The sequence below is a fragment of the Cobetia sp. genome (assembly GCF_983723665.1).
Genome location: NZ_CFDJES010000005.1, coordinates 8,036 through 28,739, shown reverse-complemented (window position 1 = coordinate 28,739; position 20,704 = coordinate 8,036). Strand labels below are relative to the sequence as shown.

General features: G+C 63.7%; 19 protein-coding genes. 12 read left to right on the top strand and 7 right to left on the bottom strand.

Annotated features, from left to right (window positions below; all coding sequences use genetic code 11):
• Positions 1 to 8: 8 nt before the first annotated feature.
• From AC4FAH_RS01265 to AC4FAH_RS01255, 3 genes are all read right to left on the bottom strand, one after another.
• Positions 9 to 1,277, bottom strand: a complete 1,269-nt coding sequence (locus AC4FAH_RS01265) for an MFS transporter (RefSeq protein WP_225347835.1) — start codon at positions 1,275 to 1,277, stop codon at positions 9 to 11.
• A complete protein-coding gene (locus AC4FAH_RS01260; protein ID WP_490245566.1) occupies positions 1,274 to 2,098 on the bottom strand; it encodes an alpha/beta fold hydrolase in 825 nt (274 codons plus the stop codon). Before AC4FAH_RS01260 ends, AC4FAH_RS01265 begins: the two co-directional genes overlap by 4 nt.
• Before the next feature lie 180 nt (positions 2,099 to 2,278).
• Positions 2,279 to 3,187: a LysR substrate-binding domain-containing protein gene (locus AC4FAH_RS01255; protein WP_043335040.1), complete on the bottom strand. Its 909-nt coding sequence runs from the start codon at positions 3,185 to 3,187 to the stop codon at positions 2,279 to 2,281.
• A 214-nt stretch (positions 3,188 to 3,401) separates the two neighbouring features.
• Between AC4FAH_RS01255 and AC4FAH_RS01250 the strand changes: the two genes are divergently transcribed.
• The 3 genes from AC4FAH_RS01250 (at position 3,402) to AC4FAH_RS01240 (ending at position 6,870) form a co-directional block, all read left to right on the top strand.
• Complete coding sequence (locus AC4FAH_RS01250; RefSeq protein WP_339926715.1) at positions 3,402 to 4,454, top strand: YeiH family protein; 1,053 nt, start codon at positions 3,402 to 3,404, stop codon at positions 4,452 to 4,454.
• Positions 4,455 to 4,631: 177 nt separating this feature from the next.
• The gene (locus tag AC4FAH_RS01245) at positions 4,632 to 4,898 is read left to right on the top strand and encodes a GrxA family glutaredoxin (protein ID WP_043335038.1); all 267 of its coding nucleotides are present in this window, start codon (positions 4,632 to 4,634) and stop codon (positions 4,896 to 4,898) included.
• 214 nt (positions 4,899 to 5,112) lie between these two features.
• Complete coding sequence (locus tag AC4FAH_RS01240; RefSeq protein WP_107335164.1) at positions 5,113 to 6,870, top strand: monovalent cation:proton antiporter-2 (CPA2) family protein; 1,758 nt, start codon at positions 5,113 to 5,115, stop codon at positions 6,868 to 6,870.
• Between the two features lie 144 nt (positions 6,871 to 7,014).
• Here the strand turns inward: AC4FAH_RS01240 and AC4FAH_RS01235 are convergent, their stop codons facing one another.
• Complete coding sequence (locus AC4FAH_RS01235) at positions 7,015 to 7,914, bottom strand: DMT family transporter (protein ID WP_131431689.1); 900 nt, start codon at positions 7,912 to 7,914, stop codon at positions 7,015 to 7,017.
• A 116-nt stretch (positions 7,915 to 8,030) separates the two neighbouring features.
• On the opposite strand from AC4FAH_RS01235, the gene AC4FAH_RS01230 reads away from it, so the two are divergent.
• Positions 8,031 to 8,813 carry a VOC family protein gene (locus AC4FAH_RS01230; RefSeq protein WP_043335032.1) on the top strand — a complete coding sequence of 261 codons (783 nt, stop codon included), beginning with the start codon at positions 8,031 to 8,033 and terminating at the stop codon, positions 8,811 to 8,813.
• A gap of 462 nt (positions 8,814 to 9,275) precedes the next feature.
• On the opposite strand, the gene nhaD is transcribed toward AC4FAH_RS01230, so the two are convergent.
• On the bottom strand, positions 9,276 to 10,565 hold the full coding sequence (gene nhaD / locus AC4FAH_RS01225) for a sodium:proton antiporter NhaD (RefSeq protein ID WP_213114316.1): 1,290 nt from the start codon (positions 10,563 to 10,565) through the stop codon (positions 9,276 to 9,278).
• Positions 10,566 to 10,836: 271 nt separating this feature from the next.
• Here nhaD and yihG point away from each other — a divergent pair, with 271 nt between their 5' ends.
• From yihG to AC4FAH_RS01200, 5 genes are all read left to right on the top strand, one after another.
• Positions 10,837 to 11,739 (top strand): 1-acylglycerol-3-phosphate O-acyltransferase, YihG family, encoded by a 903-nt coding sequence (yihG, locus tag AC4FAH_RS01220; RefSeq protein ID WP_043335030.1) that lies wholly within the window; start codon positions 10,837 to 10,839, stop codon positions 11,737 to 11,739.
• Entirely contained in the window at positions 11,729 to 12,682 is a 954-nt protein-coding gene (locus tag AC4FAH_RS01215) for a LysM peptidoglycan-binding domain-containing protein (protein ID WP_225347832.1), read from the top strand. The genes yihG and AC4FAH_RS01215 overlap by 11 nt, the downstream gene beginning before the upstream one ends.
• A 236-nt stretch (positions 12,683 to 12,918) precedes the next feature.
• Complete coding sequence (locus AC4FAH_RS01210; protein ID WP_043335027.1) at positions 12,919 to 14,076, top strand: glycosyltransferase family 4 protein; 1,158 nt, start codon at positions 12,919 to 12,921, stop codon at positions 14,074 to 14,076.
• Positions 14,048 to 14,599: a phosphatase PAP2 family protein gene (locus tag AC4FAH_RS01205; protein ID WP_043335024.1), complete on the top strand. Its 552-nt coding sequence runs from the start codon at positions 14,048 to 14,050 to the stop codon at positions 14,597 to 14,599. The genes AC4FAH_RS01210 and AC4FAH_RS01205 overlap by 29 nt, the downstream gene beginning before the upstream one ends.
• Positions 14,600 to 14,684: 85 nt before the next feature.
• On the top strand, positions 14,685 to 15,494 hold the full coding sequence (locus AC4FAH_RS01200) for an alpha-ketoglutarate-dependent dioxygenase AlkB family protein (RefSeq protein WP_225347831.1): 810 nt from the start codon (positions 14,685 to 14,687) through the stop codon (positions 15,492 to 15,494).
• 132 nt (positions 15,495 to 15,626) lie between these two features.
• On the opposite strand, the gene AC4FAH_RS01195 is transcribed toward AC4FAH_RS01200, so the two are convergent.
• Complete coding sequence (locus AC4FAH_RS01195) at positions 15,627 to 16,523, bottom strand: LysR family transcriptional regulator (protein ID WP_043334482.1); 897 nt, start codon at positions 16,521 to 16,523, stop codon at positions 15,627 to 15,629.
• A 384-nt stretch (positions 16,524 to 16,907) separates the two neighbouring features.
• On the opposite strand from AC4FAH_RS01195, the gene AC4FAH_RS01190 reads away from it, so the two are divergent.
• The 3 genes from AC4FAH_RS01190 to AC4FAH_RS01180 all read left to right on the top strand — a co-directional run bounded on the left by AC4FAH_RS01190 (position 16,908) and on the right by AC4FAH_RS01180 (position 19,242).
• A complete protein-coding gene (locus AC4FAH_RS01190; RefSeq protein ID WP_043334485.1) occupies positions 16,908 to 17,609 on the top strand; it encodes a CoA transferase subunit A in 702 nt (233 codons plus the stop codon).
• 127 nt (positions 17,610 to 17,736) lie between these two features.
• Positions 17,737 to 18,399, top strand: coding sequence for a 3-oxoacid CoA-transferase subunit B (locus AC4FAH_RS01185; protein WP_043334487.1), 663 nt, complete (start codon positions 17,737 to 17,739; stop codon positions 18,397 to 18,399).
• A gap of 636 nt (positions 18,400 to 19,035) precedes the next feature.
• Positions 19,036 to 19,242, top strand: a complete 207-nt coding sequence (locus tag AC4FAH_RS01180; RefSeq protein ID WP_043334489.1) for a cold-shock protein — start codon at positions 19,036 to 19,038, stop codon at positions 19,240 to 19,242.
• A gap of 264 nt (positions 19,243 to 19,506) precedes the next feature.
• Here AC4FAH_RS01180 and gcvT read toward each other — a convergent pair whose 3' ends face one another.
• Positions 19,507 to 20,640, bottom strand: coding sequence for a glycine cleavage system aminomethyltransferase GcvT (gene gcvT, locus AC4FAH_RS01175; RefSeq protein ID WP_483222550.1), 1,134 nt, complete (start codon positions 20,638 to 20,640; stop codon positions 19,507 to 19,509).
• Between the last annotated feature and the right edge of the window lie 64 nt (positions 20,641 to 20,704).

Below are 20,704 nucleotides of genomic sequence, written 5' to 3'. Positions count from 1 at the left end.
GACAAGCGCTAGCGGCGTGCCAGGCGACGCGACAGCCACAGGATCTGCAGCGGCTGAATCACCAGCGCGATCATCAGCACCGCGACCAGCAGCGGCATGCCCTCTAACGCGCCGCTCGGGGTGCTGACCAGCAGTCCGGCGCCCACATAGCTGCCGGCGGCGGAACTCAGATGCTGCACGGCACTCTGGGTGCTGGTGAAGGCCGCTCGCTCGTGGTCGGCGGGAATGAAGCTGTTGAGCGTATTCTGGGTCACACGCCGCGCCGACGAGAACAGCATGTAGGCGCCGAAGCCGATCCAGATCAGCGACGGTCCCGGCGAATGCAGTAGGAAGGCCCAGCCGACCAGCGCCGTCATCAGGCAGGTGATGGTGCCCGGCCAGACACAGCCATAGCGATCACACAGCCGCCCCGTGAGTTGCATGCCGACCAGCGACAGGCCGCCACCGATCATGTAGAGCCCACCGAGATCCTCACGCGGCAGGCCCAGATTGAACAGCAGATAGCTTGCCAGGTTGGGAATCACCAGGAAGTTGCTGAACATCGCCGTGGCGATCAGCGCCAACCCCAGCCGATGGTCGGGCTGGGCCAGGATCTTCAGGATCGTGGTGCCCTTGCGGCTGCGCTGACGTGTCTCGGGGTTATCGAGATGGCCGCGGATAGGCGGCAGTATCCAGGCCAGCAGCCCGCACACCAGCAGCGCCAACAGCGCCACGGCGCGAAATGGCGCCTGCCAGCCGAAGCCCTGCGACAGCCACAGCGCAAACGGCAGCCCCAGCACCGAGGCCACCGAGAAGGCACCCATCACCAGGCCCATGGCACGCCCCCGACGTACTCCCGGCACCACGTCGATCACGATGGCCAGCGCCGTCGCCGCCGCCGGCCCGCCGAACAGGCCGCCCAGCATGCGCGCCGCCAGCAAGGTCTCGAAGTCGGTGGCAAAGCTGGCGATCAGGTGACAGAGCGCCGCGCCGAACAGGAAGCCCAACACCGCCCAGCGCCGATCGAAGCGATCGGCGTGTCGCGTCCACAGCAGAGTGCCCACCGCGGCGGCCAGCGGATAACTGCCGACGATATAGCCAAGGTGATCCAGCGGAATGCCCAGCGAGGTGGCAAAGTCGGGGCCCAGCGCCATCACCATGGTGAAGCCCATGATGACGGCGAACTGCAGCAGGGTGACCAGCGCCACCACCAGGCGCTCGTGGGTGGTCACCGGCGGGATGACCCGCTCGCTCGCGGCCGGCTGACGATTTTCGGAGTGGCTGCTCGGCGTACTCAAGCGCGTGCGACGCGATCAAGGAACGCCACCACCGCCTGCTGGAACTCGCTGGCACGCTCGGCGTGCAGCCAATGGCCGGCCTCCAGCGAGTCATCTTCCAGCGCAGGGAAGTGCTCGCGCATCGTCGCCAGGCCCTCGGCCTGCACATAGTTGGAGCGCGAGCCCCACAGCAGCAGCGCCGGCAGCTCGATTGGCCCCTGACCGTGCGGCGCCTCGACGATCTGCGGGTAGCCCGCCGCGATATGGTCCAGCCCGACGCGCCAGCCCATGGCGCCATCGTCGAGACGCACCAGATTGGTGGCGAGGAACTGGCGAATGGCCGGGGTATCGACATGCTGCGCCATCACCGTGTCGGCCTCCTTGCGTGAGGCCGGGCGCGCGTCACGTACCGCCTCGAAGGCGGCAAAGATATCGTCATGCCCGTGGCCATAGGCGACCGGCGCGATATCGGCGATCAGCAGGCTGCGCAGACGCTCGGGCGCCTCGAGTGCGACCTGCATGGCGACCTTGCCGCCCATCGAGTGGCCCAGCAGGTCACAGCGCTCGATGGCGAGGCGGTCGAGCAGCGCGATGACATCCGCGGCCTGCTCGGGGTAGCTCATGCCGGCCACGTGCGGGCTGCGGCCGTGGTTGCGCAGATCCACCGCGATCACGCGGCGCGTCCGCGACCAAGACTTGATATGCGAACGCCAGTTGTCGGCACTGCCGAACAGGCCGTGAAGAATGACCAGCGGCGTCGCGTCCTGCTGGCTCGTTGTCTGTTCCTCGGCGCCATCACGAGCATCGCTCTCGTGGTAATAAAGCTCGACCGTTGTGCTCATCATCATCTCCATGGACGCTAGACAGACCGTTACGCTCCCCGTGGCTCAGGCGCAGTAGCTCAGGCGCGGTAGCTCAGGCTCAGCGGCGTGGCTCAGCGGCGTGGCTCGGCGGCAGCCGGCTCGCGGGGAGCGCCTATGTTAGCAAACTATCAAGCGCGCGGCGGCTCCGTCCTCGACGGCTCAGCGCGGGCTGGCTTCCAGATAGACCTTGACCGCCTGCCACAGCGGGCTGCGGTAACGCTCCGGGTGCCACAGCATCGAGAAGCGCCGCTTCAGGTTGAGCTGGGGCGTGGCCAGCACCACCAGCTCGCCACGCGCGATCTCGGCCGCCACTGACAGCCGCGACAGACATCCCAGCCCCAGCCCGGCGAATACGGCTTGCTTGATGGCCTCGTGCTGGCCCAGCTCCATGCGTACCTTGAGGCGCTCGATCCGCCCGTGCAGTGCACGCTCGAAGACCGCCCGCGTGCCCGAGCCCCCCTCGCGCAGAATCCAGTCGGCGGTGGCGAGGTCCTCATCGCTGAGCGCCACGCCACGCACGGCCAGCGGATGGCTCGGGGGCGCCACCACCACCAGCTCATCCTCGCGCCAGGTCTGGCTCATCAGGCGCGGCGCATGGCAGTCACCCTCGATCAGGCCGAGTTCGGCGTCATAGTTGAGCACCGCCTCCACCACCTGATGGGTATTGCGCAGACGCAGGTTGAGCTCGGTGCCCGGATGTTCGCGCATGAAGGCCCCCGCCAGCCCCGGCAACAACCAGGTGCCGATGGTGGCGCTGGCAGCGATTTCCAGCTCGCCACGCAGGTTGCCATCCACCACGCCGGGCTCACGCGCCTCCAGCTCCAGCGCGTGGGTCTGTTCCAGCAGTTGCTCGGCGCGCGCCAACAGGCGACGACCATTGGCGTTCAGGGCCAGGCGGCGACCGAGGCGCTCGAACAGCTGCACCTCGAGATGACGCTCAAGCTCGGATAGCCCCTGACTCGCCGCCGATTGCGACAGGCCGATCTCGCGCGCCGCGGCGCTGACGGAGCCGTGGCGGGTCACCGCCACGAACACTTGCAACTGGCGCAGCGTGATGTGGATCTGCATATCGGTTTTTCCGGTATGTAATAAAAGAATAATCGACTAACTGCCGAATAATATTCCCGAATAGACTAATCATCAAACCAGAGACACTAAGCAAGCGACGCAGACTCAAGCGCCCTTGCCGATGACAGCCGTGCACCCCACGCCAGCGCACGACCCATAACAAGACAGGCCATGTTCCGCACGGGATAGGCCACTTTCCTCAAGGAGAATGCTCATGGACGCACAGACCCTGACTCCCCCCGCCACTGCCGAGCGCTTGCGCCGCATGTTGCCGGGCCTCGCCCTGTGTGGCGGCCTGACCCTGGTGGGACTGGCACTGCATTCCATTCCGGCGCTGGCCTCCACCGGCATCAGCCCGCTGGTCTTCGCCCTGCTGTGCGGTATCGTGGTCGGCAACCTGCCGATCACCAGCCGGCACGCCGCGGCGCTCTCCCCGGGGCTGCATATCGCGACCAAGAAGCTGCTGCGTCTCGGCATCATCCTGTTCGGCCTCTCCATCACCCTGCAGCAGATTCTCGGCCTGGGCTGGAGCGTCGTCTTCCTCGATGTGCTGGTGATCACCGCGGTGCTGAGCAGCGGCTACTTCATCGGCACGCGCTGGCTGGGGCTGGACCGCGACACCGCACTGCTGACCAGTGCCGGTTCCGCCATCTGTGGCGCCGCGGCGGTACTGGCGACCGAATCGATGATCAAGGCACGCCCGGCGGCCACCGCCATGGCCGTCGCCACGGTGGTGCTGTTCGGCTCGCTGGCGATGCTGGTCTACCCGCTGCTCTACCCGCTGAGTGGCATGCATGAAGGCCTGTTCGGCATCTATATCGGCTCCACCATCCACGAGGTCGCTCAGGTCGTGGCCGCCGGTGAAGCGGTCGGCCCGGACGCCCTGGCCAATGCGCTGATCGTCAAGTTGATGCGCGTGATGATGCTGGTACCCTTCCTGCTGCTGTTGCCGAAGCTGTGGGCCATGCGTGCCCGCGCCGAGGGCGATGACCGCGAAACCGGCGGCAGCATGACGATTCCATGGTTCGCGCTGGGGTTCATCGCAATGGCTGGCATCAACAGCACCGGCGCGATCCCGGCGGCAGTGCACTCAAGCCTCTCTACTCTCGGCAGCGTGGCACTGACCATGGCCATGGCGGGCCTGGGCGTCGAGACTCGCATCGATCGTCTGCGCTCACTGGGCATGAAGCCTTTCCTGCTCGCGCTGATCCTGTTCACGCTGCTGATCGTCGGTGGCTTTGGCGCCAATCTGCTGCTGATGGGCTAATCCTCAGCACGGCAGTGATTGATTGCCCCAATGACTTTGGTAGTACGGCTCAATTGGCAAACCCGGGCAGGCTCAAGCACAATGGCGGTCATCGATTACTCACCGGCAGTGCCGGCGCCATTTTCTCGGCCCACCCAGTACGGGCTGAACGAGAGTCACGAACCTTAGGAGAGTCTCATGCTTGCAGTCATTTTCGGTCGTCCGGGTTGCCCTTTCTGTGTCCGCGCCAAGGACCTCGCGGAAGAGCTCACCGCCAAGCGCGATGATTTCGACTTCCGCTACATCGACATCCATGCCGAAGGCATCAGCAAGGCCGACATGGAAAAGACCATCGGCAAGCCGGTCGAGACCGTGCCGCAGATCTTCGTCGATCAGACCCACATCGGTGGCTTCACCGAGTTCAACCAGTACGTGCAGGACGAAGCTCTGATGCCGCAGGCCTGATCGCCGCCATCAGCCGCTTCACTGCTGAAGCCCTCGCCATTGGCGGGGGCTTTTTTGTGCCTGCGTCACCGCCTCCCGCCCCTGGTCACGACGCTTACTCGCACCACAACGCAGCACACAAGGTCGCGTCTTGCGCACCTTGCCGCTTGCGACAAAAGGAGGGGGCAGCGACAATCGCTGCCTTCTCCGCCCGTGTATGCACAAGGACACGCACATGAACATGTTGATGGAAGGCGCCGTGCTGCTGGGGTGCGCGGTGGTTGCCGTGCCACTTTTCCAGCGTCTGGGCCTCGGCTCCATCCTGGGCTATCTGGCCATCGGGGTACTGCTGGGTCCGTCGTTGATCGGTTTCATCTCGGAGCCTGGCGAAGTGCTGCACTTCGCCGAATTCGGGGTCGTCATGCTGCTGTTCATGATCGGACTGGAACTGGAGCCCAAGCGCCTGTGGGACATGCGCCTCAAGCTTGCGGGCCTGGGCAGCGCCCAGATGCTGCTGTGCGGCGCCCTGCTCACCCCTGTCGGCCTGTGGCTGGGGCTGGAATTGCCCGCCGCCGTGTTGCTGGGCCTGATTCTGGCGCTGTCCTCGACCGCCTTCGCGCTGCAGGTATTGAGCGAGAATCAGCAGCTGGCGACGCCGCACGGCCAGTCGACCTTCGCCATCCTGCTGTTCCAGGACCTGGCGGTGATCCCGCTGCTGGCCCTGATGCCGCTGTTCGCTGACAACTTCGATGCCTCCACCGGCACCAACTGGATCGGCATCGCCAAGGGCATCGGCATGATCGCGGCGGTCATCATCGTCGGGCGCCTTGTCGTGCCGCGCCTGCTCAAGATGGTCGCGCGCAGCGAGATCCACGAGATCTTCACCGCCGCGGCCTTGTTCGTGGTGATCAGCACGGCGCTGCTGATGGAATGGGTGGGGCTGTCCATGGCCCTGGGCGCCTTCCTGGCCGGGGTACTGCTGGCCGATACCGTCTACCGTCACGAGCTGGAAGCCAACATCGAGCCCTTCAAGGGGCTGCTGCTGGGGCTGTTCTTCATGGCCGTGGGCATGTCGGTCGACGTGTCGCTGGTGATGGAGCGTCCGCTGACCGTGCTGGCGCTGACGCTGGCGCTGATGTTCGGCAAGGTCATCGTCATCACGCTGGTCGGACGCGTCGCACGCCTCAAGATGGCCGAGGCCCTGCCGCTGGCCGCGGTCCTGTCACAGGGTGGTGAGTTCGACTTCGTGCTGTTGACCGCCGGCATGGCCGCCGGCATCTTCGATCAGACCCTCACCAGCCTGGTGATCAGTGCGGTGACCCTGTCGATGGCTGCCACGCCCTTCCTCTATCGCTATGCCCGCCACCTCGGCGCCACCAGCGAAGCCAAGCGCCCCTATGACGAGGACTTCGGTGAGGAAACGCCGCAGGTGGTGATCGCCGGCTTCGGCCGCTTCGGCCAGATCAGCGCGCGCATGCTCAAGAGCCAGGGCATCAACTTCACCGCGCTTGACCCCAATATCACCCAGGTCGAGTTCGTGCGTCAGTTCGGGTCGCGCATCTTCTACGCCGATGCCAGCCGCGCCGAATTGCTGCGGGCGGCGGGTGCCGAGCAGGCCAGGATCATGCTGGTGGCGGTCGATGATGCCGAGACCTCGACAGGCATAGTGCGCATGGTGCGCCATCAATTCCCGCACCTGAAGCTGTTCGTGCGTGCCCGTAACCGCCACCACGCCTGGGAGCTGATGGAACTGGGCGTGGAGCACGTGATTCGTGACACCTACGCCAGCAGCCTGGAGATGGGCGGAGAACTGCTGGTGGCGATGGGCTATCCCAGTGCTCGCGCGGCGGAAGTGGCGCGTGCGTTCCGGGAAATGGATGACAACATGCTCAAGCAGAACTACGAGCACCGTCACGACCAGAAAGCGCTCGTCAACAGCGAGCAGGCCGCCATGGTAGAGCTCAAGCGTCTGTTCCAGAACAATCAGGACTGACGTCGCACGACTCGCCAGAGCGCTCCGTGGCGCCTGAAAAGACACAAGGGCCGCCCCGGCAGGGGCGGCCCTTGTCGTTGGGGCACTCGGCAACACCTTGCGTGCAGACCCGATTCCTCGAAAGGCGAGCGGCCCGAGTCCTGCTCAGCCCTGCGACAGGCGGCGGGACGTCAGGCGCGCCCGCCACTGCGGGCCGAACAGATAGGCGCACAGCCCGATCACGATCAGCAAGGCCCCAGCGAGCACGCGGCTGGAGATCAGCTCATCATTGAGCACCGCGCCCAGGCTCATGGCGAAGATGGGGGTGATCAAGGTCGCCAGCGCCACCGTACTGGCCGACAGGCGTGACAGCACGAAGTAGTAGCACAGGTAGCCGATCAGCGAGCCGAAGATGCCAAGGTAGAGGATGGCCGCCATCGGCCGCCCCTCCGGCAGGGCCTGCGGCACGCCATCGACGATCAGCGCACACACCAGATAGAGCGGCAGCGAGACCAGCAGCGCACCCTCCGTCTGCACCAGCGGATGCAGCCCTGCCCGTTCGCGCTGCACCAGTACCCCCGAGGCGGCGAAGCAATTGACGGCCAGCAGCATGGTCAAGACTCCCTTCCAGCTGCCCGGCGGCAACGCCAGGGAATCCGAGACCGCGACGGCCAGTCCACTCAATGCCAACGCAAACCCCATCCACTGCAACTTGTCAAGTGGAGCACTTTTCAACCACCAGCGTGCATAAAGCCCTGATAGCAATGGTGCCAGTCCAAACAGTAACGACATGATACCGCTTGGTAACCAGGCCGCAGACAGGTAGGCGAAGTACATGCCACCCCAGATACCCAGAGCGGCTGCCGAGTAGCTGCGCAGTGCCCCACGCGAAAGGTCCATTTTCAGCCCCATCATGCGTAACAATGGGTAACCAAGGCATGCGGCAATTAACATTCTGCCCATCGCCGACCAGGCAGGCAGCCAGCCCGAAGCGCTCCACGAGATGGCCAGCGGTGTCGTCGACCACACCATGAGAACCACGCAATACGCCACCAGCACTGGCATTTTTACTCTCCGATCAAGAAACGCGAAAAAACGGATAATGGCGTTGAATACCCCTTTGCACGACTACCTATAATCGCTCCAGCACTGAGGTCATAGGGGCCGTCCAAGGAGGCATCATGCAACGCAAGGAATTCCAACAGCAGCTATGGCTGGACTTCGTCCATCGCCACCCCGACATCGGGGCGCTGGATATCTGGCCAGACAGCATCAACCCTGAATATCTGATGTTCCTGACGCTGAATCAGGGGCCTTTCAGAAGCGAGAAACTGTTACCCAGCCTGTACCACCAGGGCTATCGCCGCGTGAAACAGTACGCCATGGCCGACCGCGGCCTGCTGGTCGATCTGCTGCTTCCCCCGGATGGTGGCGCTGCCGTCATGCTGGCGGAACTGCAGGCCAACAGCCTGCCGCCGATGCACCGTGACCTGCTCAAGCGCCTGATCAGTCAGAGTCATCGTGATGACTGCAAGGGTCAGAACCTGCTCGCGCCCTGCCGTCCGTGGGACATGCCGGACTGGCCGACCTTCGAGCGCCTGCTCGAGGCCAACCCGCTGGCTGCCTGGCTCTCCGTGATGGGGCCGCGCCTGCACCATGTCGGCTTCAATGCCGAAGAGCTTGGCGAAACGCTGGAAGCGGTCTGCGAGGGCATGCTGGCCTACGGCATGGCACCGCAGACCGGGCGCCATCATGCGGTACTGCCCATCAATCCCAAGCTGCAGTATCACTACTACCCGGCCCACGCCCAGCGCATGGTGTTCGCGGACGGTGACGAGCATATGGTGGTGCTGGGCGGCATCGCCCTGCTGGCGACGGCACCGGTGACGACTCAGCAAGAAGGAAAACAGCGTCCCGCAGAACAACTGCTGCCGGAACATACGCTGTGCCAGCTCAGCGCGTAATGGCCTCTTGGCAGCACTGCGCAATGAGATGAGTCGCATTCAGCCCCCTGCGCATGCGTAGGGGGCTCTTGTGTTCAGAGAGTGACATGACCTGTCATGCCATACCCTTCACACCCTCTCTTGCCATCACTCTTCATGGCATCACCTCATGATGTCATCACTGCACGACTCGCCGCTTCCCCCGCCGCTTTCCCCCGCCATGCCTGCGCCTTGTGCCTGATCCTCTAAACCTAACGTCGCAGACAGGTTATCAACAGAAGCTGTGGAAAAAGCTGTGAAGAATCTCTGTACATCTAGGTATCGCCATCGAGATCAGGCGAGCGCAGACAGATTGATCAAAAAATGATCAGCCGACCGCAAACAGCGCCAATTCCCCTTCCGACCACGCATCTGGCAGTGCATCAGACGGCCACTGTGGCAGCGGCTGTGGCCGTAGTGAACACCCCCCCAGCACCCCTCAAATCAGCCTAGAGACGAGAGCGCCAATGTCACTGGCGTATTCGTGATCTGCCCGCCCAGCCAGTATGCCCCCAGATAGCCCACGCTGTAGGCCAGCAACAACGCCGGGAAGAAGCGCAGATAACTCATGAAGCTCACCTCGCGCACCTTGGAAAGCGCGATCACCCCGGCGGCGGAGCCAATCACCAGCAGCGAGCCACCCACGCCTGCGGCATAGGTCAGCGCCAGCCACTCCGCATCGTTCATGCTGACATCCGCCTTGAGCACTGCGGCGGTCAGCGGCACGTTGTCCACCAGCGCCGAGAGCAGCCCGACCAGATAATTGGCCTGCATCGCCGGCATCAGGGCATAGAGCTGTGCCAGGCCTTCCAGCAGACGAGCTTCCTTGAGCGCCCCGACCATCAGCAGGATGCCGAGGAAGAATAGCAATGTATCGAATTCGATAATACGAATGTAATCAAGTATGCGGCGCTCTTCGCTGTCGCTGCGCCGTTCGGCGACATGTCCAAGCAGGAACATCAACGACATCCCGAACAGGAAGGTCAGCAGCGGCGGCACGCCAAACAGCACGTTGAGCCCGAGGGTCGACAGGATGGTGGCCAGAAACAGCCAGGCGACCAGACGATCAAGACGCCGGGTCTCGCGTGGCTCGCGCACCAGGTTCACCTCGCCTCCCAGCCCGGGCAGCAGTAGCGTCGCCAGCAGCATCACGCTGAGGAAGGACGGCAGCGCCAGCAGCATCAGCTCGCTGATGCGCACCTTGCCCGCCAGGAAGATCATCAGCGTGGTCACGTCCCCGGTGATCAGCGCCACGCCGCCGGAGTTGACGGCAAATACCGCCAGCACCGCAAAGCGCAGCGTCTTCTTCGGCGCCAGGCCCAGCGACAGCACCAGGGTCAGCGATACCAGCGTCGCGGTGATGTTGTCGGCCAGCGATGAAAAGGCGAAGGCAAAGAGCCCCGTCAGATACAGCAGGCCGCGCTCCCCGATGCGTTTCGGCAGCAGGCGGTAGATCAGATTGGCGATCAGCCCCTTGGCATTGAGGAAGGCCACGAAGGTCATCGCCGCCATCAGAAACAGCCACAAGGTGGCGATCTCGAGCAGGTTCTCGTTCAAGGCCTCGGGGACATCATCCACCGCCAGGGCCGCGGGGCCGAAGATGAACAGCAGCAACCAGCTGAAGGTGCCCAGCAACAAGGTCGTCTTGGCCTTGTTGAGATGGATCACATCCTCGATGGCAATCAACACGAAGGCGGCCAGCGCCAGCCCGATCAACAGTCCCTGCAACCACATGCCACTCTCACTCCCTGAGATATCGTCGCGCAGCGGCGGCGATGATTGACGGTGCCCGGCGTGACTTCAACGTGAACCCTGCCACGACCTTTCCCTTGCACCGACCCGTCACACGACCGGCAATGCATCTCATCACAGCTGCGTGCGCCCCGCCATTCGACCTGAGGGGCGTTCGCTTCGTGCAACGCAGGGTTGCCATCCCCCACGCAAGCGGGGTGGGCATCCACTCTTGGGTGAATTACGATGGCGCCACCTGATGAAGGAGTCATGCATGTCGAGTATCAGAGGTGTCATCAGCCTTGTCTTTCTGATCATCAATACCCTGTGCTGGGCGCTGCCGCTTTACCTGCTGGCCGCACTCAAGCTGATCACGCCATCGCGCCGCCTGCAGTTGCACATGTTGGAGGGGCTCAACCGCCTCGCCATGGGCTGGATCGGCACCAACAACCTGTGGATTCGCCATGTGCTGCGTCCGCGCTGGGACATCCACGTGCCGCCATCGCTACGCGATGGGTCTGCCCGACGTCGCTGGTGGCTGGTGATCGCCAATCATCGCAGCTGGACTGACATCTTCGTTCTCCAGTACGCCCTGCACCGTCGTACGCCGATGCCCAAGTTCTTCCTCAAGCAGGAGCTCATCTGGGTACCGGTGATCGGCCTTGCCTGGTGGGCGTTGGAATTCCCGTTCATGCGCCGTTACAGCCAGCAGAAACTGGCCAGCAATCCGCGGCTCGCCGAGCGTGATCGCGAAGCGACGCGACGCATGTGCGAGCGCTCACGCCAGGCGCCGATGGCGATCTTCAACTTCGTGGAAGGCACTCGCTTCACGCCCGCCAAGCACAACCAGCAGCAAAGCCCTTTCCAGCACCTGCTCAAGCCGCGTGCCGGCGGCAGTGCCCAGGTGATCAACACGCTTGGCGATCGACTTTCCGGTATTCTGGATGCCACCCTCGATTACCGACATGCCGATGCCAGTTTCTGGCAGTTCCTGTGCGGTCACGGGGGCGACATCACGCTCGTCATCACTCAGCGGCCCTTGGAGCCCTGGATGCTGGACGGCAACTATCATGCGGACGCCGCCTATCGCGAGCGCTTCCAGCAATGGCTCAATCAGGTCTGGAAGGACAAGGATGCCCGACTGTCACGTGCAGGGAATGACATTGATGAACACTGAATACGGCCTGAATGCCGCGGACTTCTCGGCACGAGCGCAGGCCGAACCTGACGTGAACCGTCCACTTCTGCAGCGTGTTGGCGTCGCGCTGCGCTGGCTGGCGCTGATCTGTCTCGGCCTGTGGCTGAGCGGCTGCGCGACCGGCAGCTATTCCGGCTCGCCGGCCGGCCAGTGGGTCACCATCCAGAAGGGCGATACCCTGGGGCAGATCGCACGCGATGCCGACATTCCCCTGCTGCGCCTCACGCGCTTCAATCCGGGCGTCAAGATTCGTGACCTCAAGGTCGGTCAGCGCATCCTGGTGCCCACCGCGCGTGAGCGGGCGCCCTCCGGCGGCCCGTATCGCTATCAGCTGCGCCCCGGCGATACCTACTCCAAGGTCGGTCGCTATTTCGGTGCCAGCCCGCAGCGCATTCAGGCCGCCAACCCCGGCAAGGACCCCAATGATCTCGATGTCGGCATGCTGATCTCGGTGCCGCTCAACGGTGGCCCGAGCCGCAGCGCCCCGGCCGCGCGCGCCAGCGGTGGCAGCCTGGTCGCCCGCCCGGACCCCGGCCCGCTGCAGAAGCCGGGCCAGTCATGGCGCTGGCCTGCCGCCGGCAGCGTGACGCGTGAATTCGGCACCAACGGCAATGGCCAGCTGGCGCCCATGCAGATTCGTACCGCCGCCAGCGGCATCGCCAGTGCACCGGCGCGGGGCGAAGTGCGCTTCGCCGACTCCATGCGCCAACTGGGCAACGTGGTCATCCTGCACCACTCCGGCAACCTGCAGAGCGTGCTGGCCCAATGCGGCGAGATTCTGGTCAAGGTGGGTCAGCAGGTCACTCCGGGCACGCCGCTTTGTCGCGTCGCACGCGGCAACAACGGTCAGCATGAATTGCTGTTCGACGTGCGCCACGGCGGCAAGCCGATCGACCCGCGCGAGATTCTCGAGAAGCGCTGAACCAGCGTTGCTTCACGGCGCCAGCCCGACATGGCGCCACCTCCAATCCCCGCCAGATGACGACAGCGCCGGTGCCACGCCGGTGACTGTCGTCCTTGCTTGACGATTCATGAGACAACCCTCATACCTCTGAGTTGTGAGGGGTTGAGGGTGTGTCATCGCTTCGTCACCTGCTTGTTATGCCGCCGTCACTCCCTCTCTCGATAATGACCACAATAGTCATCTAGGGAGACGTCATGGAGCGCATTGCCTTCGTCAGTGAAACCTGGCATCCGGAGATCAATGGCGTGGCTCATACCTTGAGTCATCTGTGCGATCAACTCATCGCACGCGGCTGTGAGCTCCAACTCATTCGTCCCGCCACCCGAGATGGCAGCCTGGAGCCGCGTGTCCAGCAGGAGCTTCAGGTACGCGGCTTCCGCCTGCCCGGATATGACACCGTGCAGGTCGGCGTGCCGGCGCCGCAGCGCCTGATGCGCATGTGGCGCGAGCATCGCCCCTCCGTCGTCTATATCGCCACCGAAGGCCCGCTGGGCATCAGCGCGCTGATGGTCGCCCGCCGTCTGGGCCTGCCGGTGGTCGCGGGCTTCCATACCAATTTCGATCAATACAGCACCCACTACCGGCTCAAGGCGCTACGCCCGCTGGTACGGCGCGGCCTGCGCCGCTTCCACAACGCCGCCAACATGACGCTGGTACCGACCCGCACCCAGGCAGACAGCCTGATGCAGCAAGGCTTCGAGCATGTGCAGGTGGTGGGACGCGGCCTGGATTGCGAGCGCTTCTCGCCCAGTCATCGCAGCGAAGCATTGCGCAAGTCATGGGGCGTCAGCTCACAGCAACCCGTCGCGCTGCACGTCGGGCGCCTGGCCGCCGAGAAGAACATCGAGCTGCTGATCCGCACCTATGAGGCCATGCTGGCCGTGCAACCGGACCTCGCCCTGGTGCTGGTCGGAGACGGCCCGCTGCGCGAGCGTCTGGAGCAGCGCCTGCCCGAGGCGATCTTCGCCGGCTTCCAGACCGGTGAGGCGCTGGCCGCCCATTACGCCAGTGCCGACCTGTTCGTCTTCCCGTCACTGTCGGAGACCTTCGGCAATGTGGTGCTGGAAGCCATGGCCAGCGGACTGGCCGTGATCGCCTTCGATTACGCGGCGGCCGCCGAGGTGATCCGCGATGATCACCAGGGCCTGCTGGCGCCCTGCAGCCAGCCGGAGCGCTTCATCGAACAGGCGGTGGAGGCCTGCCAGCGGCCGGCCCGCATCGCCAGACTGGGACGTGCCGCCCGCGTGCGCGTCGAACCATTGGGCTGGAGCCGCATCGCCGAGGGCTTTCTGACCTGCCTGCGTCACGCCGAGGAGAAGCCCGATGCACGATCGCAGCCTTCCCGTCTTTGAGCGACTGGACCTTCTGGAGTGGCGCCTGTGCCGCCAGGTCGCGCGCCTGGCGCTGTTCCGGCCGATACTCACCCTGTTTCGTATCGTCTCGCGCCTGGGTGACTGGCCGGTGTGGGCGCTGCTGACGCTGAGCCTGCCGCTGCACCATGCCATGGGCGGCTGGCTGTTTCTGGAATTCGGCCTGGCGGCCGGCGCCGGGGCGCTGCTCTACCGCGCGCTCAAGACGCGGCTATGTCGGGAACGCCCGTTCATCACCTTCAATACCATCAACTGCACCATGCCGCCGCTGGACCGCTACAGCTTTCCCAGCGGTCACACCCTGCATGCTGCCCTCTTCGCCAGCCTGACCGCTCAACAGCTGCCGGAGCTTGCCATCCTCGTCACGCCGCTGGCGCTGCTGATCGCGCTTTCCCGGGTGATCCTCGGCCTGCATTACGTCAGTGATGTGCTGGCCGGCGCGCTGCTGGGGCTGGGCCTTGCCGAGGTGGCCATCCTGACCTTCGAGGCGCTGCTGACGACCTGATGCTCGCGAGGCATGCGTCAGCCCGGGGTCGGCGCGAATCGAGAGCCACTTGCCCAACCTGACGCGGCTCTGGCACTCTCGCCGCATGACGACTCCTTCTGCTGGCGACGACCTCTTCGCCGCCCTCACGACCTCTGATTCGACGTCCGCGGCTGATGGGGCTGCGCGCCAGGCGGCGGCGGATGGCTCGGCCCTGGCAGCTCGCCCGCGCGAACTGCCCGAGGACTGGCTCGACCTCGCGCACGGCTGGTACCGCCACCCCCTGCATCCGCTGTATCTCAAGCCGCGCGCCCTGACGCCGCTGCAGGCCGATCAGGCCCTCGTCACGCTGGAGGGCGATCTCGACTGGCAGCGCCCCAGCCTGAGCGTGCATGGCAAGACGCACCCGATTCCACGCCGTCAGGTGTGGATGGGCGATGTCGGCGCCCGCTATCGCTACTCCGGCAGTCTGTTCGAACCCAACCCCTGGCACATGACCGCCTGGCAGCTGGGCGAGCTGTCGCGTCATGCCATCAATCACGAGCTCAGCCCGCAACGCGATGACCTGGGGCGCAACGAGCCCGTGATCCCGGAGCATTTCAACAGCCTGCTGGCCAATCGCTACGCCGATGGCGCCGACCGCATGGGCTGGCACAGCGACAACGAGCCGGAACTGGGCACTCGCCCGATCGTGCTCGCCATCTCGCTGGGACGAGAGCGCCCCCTGCGCTTCAAGGGCCATCCGCGCAGCCCCTATGCCGACACGCCGGCGTTCAATCTGTGGCTGCCGCACGGCTCGCTGCTGGTGATGGGCCGTGGTTGTCAGGACCGCCTCCATCATGCGCTGCCGCCGCGCAAGCTGGAGGGGCTACGCATCAGCCTGACCTACCGCCAGTTGCTGACGCCCTCGCGCTGAGGTCATCTTTCTTGTGCACTCTGCTTTCTCTCTTCTCGCTCTCCTCTTGCCCTCTTCCTGCTCTCTTCCAGCTCTAACGCCTGCTTTATTGTCCCTTTTTGTTGCCCCTTCCAGCGTCACTGCGCCCCGGACTCAATCCGCCGACGGGTAACGCGCGCGCAGGGTCTCCAGCATCGCCTGTACCGCCACCGACAGCTCATGACGGCCGCGACGGATCACCCCGACCCGCTGCTGAATCTCGGGGCCTGTCAGCGGCAGACACTGACAACCCAGCGCACTCATCTGCGCCGCGCTCATCGCCGGCACCGCGCTGACGCCCAGACCTTCCGCCACCATGCGACCGCAGGTGACCAGCTGGTGAGTCTCGAAGGCGACATGCAGCGCCATGCCCGCATCCTCGAGGCGCTTCTCGAGCATGCGACGCACCCCCGAGGGCCGCTGCAGCGTGATGAAGTCTTCCTTGAGCAGTCGTGACCACTCGATGGAGGTCGGCGCCTCTGCCAGCAAGGCATGGCCGGGGGGAATGATCGCCACATAGCGGTCCTCGAACAGCAGCTCGAACACCAGGTCCTGCCGCACGCCGGGGTCGAAGCAGATCCCCAGCTCGACGCGGCCATCGGTGACCCGCTCGACCACCTCTTCGGCGATGACATCGTTCACTTCGATGGTGATCTCCGGATATTGGCGGCGAAAATCGGCCAGCACCCCGGGCAGCAGATTGCCGGCGAAGGTCGGCATCGCGGCCAGAGCCACGCGGCCGCGCCCGAGACTGAAGCGCTGGCGCATCTCATCCTCGGCATGCTCCCAGTCCGACAGCAGACGCCTGGCCAGCGGGAAGAAGGCGCGCCCTTCCGGCGTCAGGCTGACCTGTCGGGTCGAGCGCTGAAACAGGCGCCCGCCCAGCGACTCCTCCAGATTCTTGACCGCCAACGACAGGGCCGGCTGCGAGAGATGTACCAGCGTGCCCGCCTCGGCGAAGGACAGCGTGCGCGCCACGGCCACGAAGGCCTTCAGCTGTTTCAGAGTCATGTCGTGTCCTGTCCCGGGGTTGTTTCAAGAGATATCACAAGAGATGTCACAAGAGGTGATGTGGCGCAGTTCGTCGTCTGTCGCTCGCAGGTCAGGCGCTTGCAGGGCATCTAGGCCATTGGTCATAGATGACAGCCACGAAGCTCTCACATGACTAACCGCTCAGCTCAGGCCATTCCGCCCCGCTACCGCGTCAGCCGCGCCAGCATGGGGTTTGGCCGGCTTTTTCCTTGCGAGCAGGCTCGATAAGTAGCGAATCAATTCTTATCAAAAACTGATCAATGGATAGAAAAAACAAACTTATTAAATATATACAGACTCAGGATTGTCGGCAATGATGAAGACATCCCGACAACAACAGCTTGGATACTCAAGGAGATTCGCATGGCAGGATTCAACAAGGTGGTAACCAGCTACGCGGAGGCCATGGCAGGCCTCGAAGATGGCATGACGGTAATCGCCGGTGGCTTCGGCCTGTGTGGTATCCCGGAGAACCTGATTGCAGAGATCAAGCGCCTCGGCGCCAAGGACCTCACCGTGGTATCCAACAACTGCGGCGTCGATGGCTTCGGGCTCGGTATCCTGCTGGAAGACCGTCAGATCAAGACCATGATTGCCTCCTACGTCGGCGAGAATGCGCTGTTCGAGAAGCAGCTGCTCGACGGCGATCTGGAAGTGATCCTCACTCCCCAGGGCACGCTGGCCGAGAAGATGCGTGCTGCCGGCGCCGGTATCCCCGCCTTCTTCACCGCCACCGGTTACGGCACACCGATCGGCGAAGGCAAGGAAGTGCGCGAGTTCGATGGCCGCCCCTACATCCTGGAAGAGTCCATCAAGGGCGACTTCGCCATCGTCAAGGCCTGGAAGGCGGACCGCTACGGCAACGTCGTCTACCGCCATACCGCGCGCAACTTCAATCCGCTGGCCGCCACCGCCGGCAAGATCACCGTGGTCGAAGTCGAAGAGCTGGTCGAGCCGGGGGAACTGGACCCCGCCGACATCCACACGCCCGGCATCTATGTGGATCGCGTCATCAAGGGCAACTTCGAGAAGCGCATCGAGAAACGCACCGTCCGCTCGCGTTGAGCCCAGGGCTCCGCCGGCATGAATCGCCGCCATCAGGGCGACAGGCCCCACGGCGAACTTTCTCGACCGCCTTCACGACACGGCACAGTGCCTCATGGTTGATGGCACCCAAGACAAGGAAACAATCATGGCTTTGACACGCGAACAGATGGCCCAGCGAGTGGCTCAGGAAATCCAGGACGGCTCCTACGTCAATCTGGGAATCGGCATCCCGACACTGGTGGCCAACTATATCCCCGACGGTATCGAGGTGATGCTGCAGTCCGAAAATGGCCTGCTCGGCATGGGTCGCTACCCCTATGAAGACGAAGTCGACGCCGACATGATCAACGCCGGCAAGGAAACCGTGACCGCCATCGATGGCGCCGCCATCTTCGATTCGGCCGAATCCTTCGCCATGATCCGTGGCGGCCACGTCGACCTCACGGTGCTCGGCGCCTTCGAGGTCGACGTGAACGGCAACATCGCCAGCTGGATGATCCCCAACAAGCTGGTCAAGGGCATGGGCGGCGCCATGGACCTGGTCGCCGGTGCCGAGAACATCATCTGCACCATGACCCACGCCTCCAAGCACGGCGAATCCAAGCTGCTCAGCCAGTGCGAACTGCCGCTGACCGGTGCCGGCTGCATCCGTCGCGTGCTGACGGACCTCGCCTTCCTCGAGATCAAGGATGGTGCCTTCCACCTGCTGGAGCGCGCGCCAGGCGTGAGCGTCGAGGAAATCGAGCGCCTGACCGCAGGCAAACTGGTCGTCCCCGAACACGTGCCGGAAATGCAGCTGGACGCCTGAGGCACCTTCTGCCCCCGGGCACTGGCCACCCTCGCGCCGCTTTTGACCTTCGAGCCACTTTTGACACACGAAACAATTGCGCTCGAGGGTGGCAAAACACGGCCCCGGCATCCCACGGATTTTTGCCGACTCTTTTGAGGAAAATCTCTCATGATGTGATGGGCGCATCACATCCTCTCTCCGAGAGCCTTGATGGCTTCGACGCCATCCGCCGGCAGCGCTGCCATCGCTGCCGGCTTTTTTGTGTCCATCGCCCGCCATACGGGGCTTTGCGCCATTCAACCCCCTATACAAGCAAAGCCGCACTATGGTCTTTTTCCTACAGGTGTCATCGCTCACACCAAGATAACGGGATAAAAAACAAGCGGACTCCTTGCCCTCGGTGTGGCGAAATTCTCAGCACTATTGGCACGGCTTTGCGGGCGAATTCTGCGCACGATTATTAGGCAAAAGGATAAGTTTTTGATATTTCATTTGACCTTACCGCCCGAGCAGCGCAGTATTGCTCTCGTTGGTTAGCAAGTCGAATATCGTCAGTCGTGATCGAAGCACTTCGGTACCTGGTGTATATCCTCCTTGTTTTACCCACGTTTATCGGGTAACTCCCGGCAATATCATCAGTAAGGAATTACGATCATGGCAACTGGCACAGTCAAGTGGTTCAACGACACCAAAGGTTTCGGCTTCATTTCTCCGGACGACAACGGTGACGACCTGTTCGCACACTTCTCCGAAATCCAGGCTGAAGGCTTCAAGTCTCTGCAAGACGGTCAGAAGGTCTCCTTCGACGTCACCCAGGGCAAGAAAGGCCTCCAGGCCGCTAACATCAAGCTGATCGACTAAGCTTTGATTTTAGCTGGAAGAGGCTAACCCCTCCTCCGACAGAAAAGCCCGCTTCGGCGGGCTTTTCTGCGTCTGGCGTTCGCGCACGCCGCGGGGTATCGCATCCCTCCGCATGCCCGAGTGCCAGACATGAAAAAAGGGACTGCCTGGGCAGTCCCTTTTTCGTTTCCCTTCCTTTTCGTATCTCTTCAAGGCGCTGCTACCCGCGACGGGTCGTCACGCCTCGCAGCGAGCCTGACTGTGGCTCACCTGACCACGGTGCGCTTACCCCCGATAGTAGCGCTGCTCGACGAACGGCATCTTCGTCACCGTCATCGGCAGACGCTTGCCACGCACATCGGCAAACACTTCGGTCTCGAGTGCGCTGTGAGCGATGCTCACGTAGCCCATCGCCACCGGCTTGCCATAGGTCGGCCCGAAGCTGCCGGAGGTCACCACACCGATACGATTGTCCTGGGCATCATAGAGCTCAGCCCCTTCGCGGATAGGCGCACGCCCCTGGGCAACCAGCCCCACCCGCTTGCGGGTGTGATCCTTGTTGGCGATCTGGGTCAGGATGACATCGGCCCCCGGGAAGCCGCCTTCACGCTCGCCGCCCTGACGACGCACCTTGCCCAACGCCCAGATCAGGCTGCCTTCCACCGGCGAGGTGGTGGTATCGAGATCGTGACCGTACAGGCACAGCCCCGCCTCGAGACGCAGCGAGTCCCGCGCGCCAAGACCGATGAACTCCACCTCCTCAATCGCCAGCAACAGACGCACGAAACGCTCTGCGTCGGCATCGGGCACGGAGATCTCGAAGCCATCCTCGCCGGTATAGCCACTGCGGCTGACCCAACACTCGATGCCCTCGATGGTGACGTGGGCATGATGCATGAAGGTCAGCTCGCAGGCCTCGGGCGACAGACGCTGCATCACCGCGTGAGCCATCGGCCCCTGCAGTGCGAGCAGTGCCCGATCATCCAGCACCTCAAGCTCGATATCCATCGGCAGGCCGACCCGCAGGTGCGCGATGTCCTGATCCTTGCAGGCAGCGTTCACCACCACGTAGAGGTGATCACCGCCATTGACGATCATCAAGTCATCCAGGATACCGCCAGTGTCGGAGGTCAGCAGGCCATAGCGCTGCATGCCCACCGGCAGGTCGATGATATCCGTCGGCACCAGGGCCTCCAGCGCCGCCTGCACATTCTCGCCACGCAGGATCAACTGCCCCATGTGCGAGACATCGAACAGCCCTGCCTTGGCGCGCGTGTGTTCATGCTCCTTCTTGACGCCAAGCGGGTACTGCACGGGCATGGAATAGCCGGCGAACTCGACCATCCTGGCCCCCTGCTCGACATGCAGGTCATGAAGGGCGGTCTGCTTGAGACCCGTCACTGCGGCGGAATCGGACATCGTCATTCTCCAGGTTGGCTTGCGATGACTCTCAGAGATGGCACCCGAACGGCACACGCTCTCT